Source organism: Acidiluteibacter ferrifornacis (genome assembly GCF_009909615.1).
GTDB classification, from domain to species: domain Bacteria; phylum Bacteroidota; class Bacteroidia; order Flavobacteriales_E; family Vicingaceae; genus Acidiluteibacter; species Acidiluteibacter ferrifornacis.
This window is the reverse complement of record NZ_WWNE01000023.1, coordinates 1-4768: the sequence shown is the minus strand read 5'-3', so window position 1 is coordinate 4768 and position 4768 is coordinate 1. Positions and strand designations below refer to the sequence as shown.

Here is a 4768-nt window from a genome sequence, read left to right as displayed (position 1 = left end):
TTAGCTGAAGAAATCATTAAATCTAATTTAGTGGAAGGTGATATGATAAGTATCAAATTTGATGATGAGAAAAAAGAAATCAAAATTGACATCATCAAACCCAAGGCTAAGAAAAGTAAGAAAGAAGAAGATCAGGAATAAGCTTCTTGATTATTAAATAGAAAAGGCTCCAAAAGTTAGATTTTGGAGCCTTTTTTTATTGATATTATTTATATTTTCTCACTTACCTATTCATTATAAATAGCTCATCTTAAATATACAAAGCATGATTAAATCATTATTACCTAAAGTAATTCAGATATTTATATTTTTTTATAGAAAGACTCAATAATTAATTAGCCTTTCAATATTTATTAATCCTAATAAGTAATAACTAGTTTTTTATACAATACTTTCAGGTTAGAGGTGACTCTAATTGTATATAATCCAATTTCTAATTTATTTTCAGCTAAATTCAGTTTAGTAACATATTCATTTGTTAGCAACAATTTACTTAGAATTAATTTCCCGTTCAAATCAAATACTTCAATCAACTTGGTTGAAGTAAATTCATTGCTAAATTGAAGGTTAACCAACCCTGTAGTTGGGTTTGGATATATTTCCCATTCGAATTCACTAATGTCACTGTTATTTATCAATGTATTAAAATCATAAAACACTTTAGCTGTATCTAAAGAAGGGCATCCAATATAGTTATATGCGATCACACTTATTGTATCTGTCTTACCCGCTTTTAACGGGTTATAATTGATGTTTTTTGTTTGGCTGGTTGAATTATCAAACCATAAATAAGTTAAGTAGCCAGCTCCGGCATCATACACATAGCTGGTAAAAGTACTATTCAATGTTGTATCGGGTCCTATATTTAGTGGTGTACCAATATTAACAGTTACCAAAGTCGAATCTATTGCAAAACAAGAAGTCCCGTTGTATGATTTTACTATATACCATTGAGTCTTGGGTGGATGTACTTGAATACTACTTGTAGTTTCATTTGTATTCCAAGAATAGTTGGTGAAATTACTACTTGCCATTAAGACTATCGTATCCCCAAGACAAATACTACTATCATTTGAAACCGTCAATGTAGGTATTTGAGAAACAGTCACGACAACACTATCCATTCGAGAACAAGCATTTCCATTGCTTATCGATACGTAGTACATCGTTGTTGAAGTTGGAGCTGTTGTGATACTTGAAGTAGTGGCAGAATTACTCCAAATATAAGTGGTTCCGCCAGACGCTGTCAAAGTAATCGAATCACCTGCACATATAGTAGTATCATTGGTTAATCCAATAGTTGGAAGTGAATTAACAATTAGACTGCTGGAATCACTTGACGAACAACCTAAACCATCAATATAATTATAATAAATTTTATAAGTTCCAGAATTTGTAGGATTGAATTGACCATTAATTACACCAACTCCGCTATAGGTACCATTTGAAGGAGAACCGCCTGAAAGTGTTATTATTGAATCCTCTTCACAAACAGCAGGAAAGCTTGCAAGAGTAACTATTGGTTTTGGATTGACGGTCACTAATTGACTTGCAGTTGAAGTACACCCTAATGAATTTGTAACAGTTACCGTATAGCTACTTGAAATTAATGGAGAAACAGAATTTGTTACTGTATTTATAGAATTACTCCATGCATATCTTACTCCACCACTAGCAGTCAAAGTTGTTGATGAGCCTTCGCAGATAAAAAAGTCACCGCCAATACTAGCTGTTGGATTAGGTGTAACTGATACTGTTACGCTATCTATTTTTTGACATGCATTGGAGTTGATTGACGTTACATAATATTTGGTAGTAGTAGCTGGAGATACAGTAATGCTTGAGGTTGTTGCTAAATTACTCCACGTATAAGAATTCCCTCCAGAAACTGTCAACGTAATCGAAGTGCCAGCACAAATTGTGGTATCATTAGTTAATGTAATTGATGGAAGTGGATTAACGACTAAGTTACTAGAATCTTTTGATGAACAACCTAAACTATCGGTATAATCATAATAGATTTTATAGGTCCCTTCACTTGTAGGGTTAAATTGTCCATTAATTACACCTACTCCACTATATACCCCATTTGTTGGCAATCCACCTGAAAGCGTAATCATTGAAGTTCCTTTACATACAGGGGAAAAGCTGCTTAAAGTTACGGTCGGTTTCGGCTTAACAGTAATTATACTAGAAACAGTATCTTTAATGCACTCATTATTAAAAACATATCTTACCAAAAAAGTTCCTATTCCTGAAATGGATGGATAAAAAACTCCGTTCACGATTCCAGTTCCTTGATATATACCATTTGAAGGACTTCCTTCATTTAGTACATAGGCTCCATCATCAATACAAAATGTTGGTAGACTTGCAAGAGTTACAGTTTCAATAGTATCTACTTGAATTGTTTGAGTGAATGAACTTGAACAACCAATACTATCAGAATAAGTATAGGTAATTACATGATTTCCCACCCCCGCTAACATTGGATTAAACACACCATCTGAAACACCATTCCCAGTATAGCTCCCTCCATTTGGGGTAGCATTCGTCAAAGTAAAAGGGGGTGATGATATACAAATGTTGGCAGGCGGCGCGAAGAAAACGGTTGGAGCAGGTTTGACATAAATAACAACAGAGGCAGAATCTCTGCACCCTTGATTAGAATAAATATAAGTTATAGTCTTATGCCCAACTCCAGTTGAAGATGGATCGAATATATTGTTTAATATTCCTGGCCCTTTATAAATACCCCCTATTGGAAAGCCACCTGATAGAGAAAATGGATTATTAATTTCGCAGACAGTATCACTTAATGTTAAACTTACTGTTGGTGGTGTTCCCACTTGCACCCTTACACCTCTTGAAGTATCTGTACAACCGGCTAAATTGGTGATAACTTGATAATATCCTTTACTATTAACTGTCAAATTATTATTTGTTTGACTGACTAATAATGAGCTGTCCTTTAGCCATTGAAAAGTAGAACCAGCAACAGGAGTAGCCTGAATATTAACAGACTGACCTTGACATAAGTTGGTGTCAGCGTTAAAAGTAAATGGAATTTGAGTTTTTACACATTCACTCATTTTTGATAGAATAGCAGTATAAGTATTATTCGAACCATTTAAATAAGTGGTTCCAAAATGTGATAAACCTAAACTATTATAGGTACCCAAAACATATATATTAGATCCCCTATCATTTGAGATTGAAACTCCATAATCATCATAAACTCCTCCACCTGTTTGATACCAATTAAAATTCAATGCTGTGTCAAGATTAGCTACAATGATGTCTTTAGATCCATTCGAAAAAGTTTTAATATTATTTATTTCTAAACTATCTTCAAATTCACCGATTAGGACTAATTCATCATTCGCAGTGTATTTCATCTTCGGCAGACGAAATAGCTTTACTGGATATTGTTTCAGGTGAATTAAATTACCTCTAGAATTTAATTTAGCAACAAACAAATTTATATGATTCAAATCTGCATTTATTGTCTGATTTTCTAGTCGAAATGTTTGATGAAAAGTTCCAGCAATGTATATATCTCCGTTATTTCCTAATTCAATATCACCTCCTAAAGCTGATGATGATGTGTAAAGACTAGTGGTAGATTTAAACCAGTTACAATAATGATTTGTATATTCTATAATATAAAGTTCATGATTATAATAATCTCCATTTGCTAATAAATTATTAGATCCTAAATAGTAAACATTTCTTAATCTTGCTGTAATTAGATATGTAGAATCATTTTTTCCTGTTATTTTACCAGGGAAAGAATTAGTGTAATAAGCTTGTTGTAGTACTTTACTCAGTAAGTTTAAATTCCCGTTCAAGTCCCATCGAGCTACATAGAAGTTCTCTTGGGAGGTGCCAATTGGCTGTATCAAGGTCTTTGTGGAATTGGTTACTTCTATTGTTCTATTTAATGGACCATAGAAATAAACACTACTATCTACCACAGATATATCCGAAATATAATTGATATGGTAATTAGTCCCAGGACCATATACTCCTTGAATCCATTGAGCGACTCCTTGAGGATTTAACTTTACTATAAAAGCTTCACTGACAACGCCTGGAGTTCCATCTCCTCCACCACTAGTGTTTAATGTTAGCCCTCCCCATGTTGTAGTATTAATAAAAGAACCTGCTATATAAATATTACCCCACCGATCCAACTCCATATCAATAAAAGATTCAGAATTAGAGTTTGAACCACCTTTTATTGCCCACCTAAAGTTTCCAAGAGTATCATAATTAGAAATATAAATACTCCTTGTGTGGCTATTTTGCGTATTTAAAGTTGTAGGTCCGATACTTATGGTGCTGATAAAAGTACTTGCTACATAGACATTGTTCTCGTAAACTTTAGTAGATGAAGTAGAATTCGAAAACCTTACCCCATAAGTCTCTAACCAATCAAACCGCTGTGCTTGTATTATATTAATCAATAAAAAGAATGTACCAACTAATAACAAGTAGCTTTTTTTCATAGTATAAAAATATTCATTGGTTAGGAAATTAGTACGTATATTAATTTGAAATTAAAACAAGTATCAAAAATATCATACCAAGTTAAGAATTAGTTATTAAGTTTCCATTTTTTTACTCAAACCGTAATCCCTTTAACTATCAAAAAAAGAAATTCTTAAATAGAATTGATGATATTATGATCTTTAATTCATTGCTACAAGAGGATATTCACAAGATTATTGATTTAGAATTAGAAAGTCTATACAAGAGAACCAGA

1 protein-coding gene is annotated in these 4768 nt (G+C 32.7%); it reads right to left on the bottom strand.

All coding sequences use genetic code 11. The features are described 5' to 3' along the window. Window positions 1–359: 359 nt before the first annotated feature. On the bottom strand, window positions 360–4511 hold the full coding sequence (locus tag GQN54_RS15295; RefSeq protein WP_160634450.1) for a T9SS type A sorting domain-containing protein: 4152 nt from the start codon (window positions 4509–4511) through the stop codon (window positions 360–362). Between the last annotated feature and the right edge of the window lie 257 nt (window positions 4512–4768).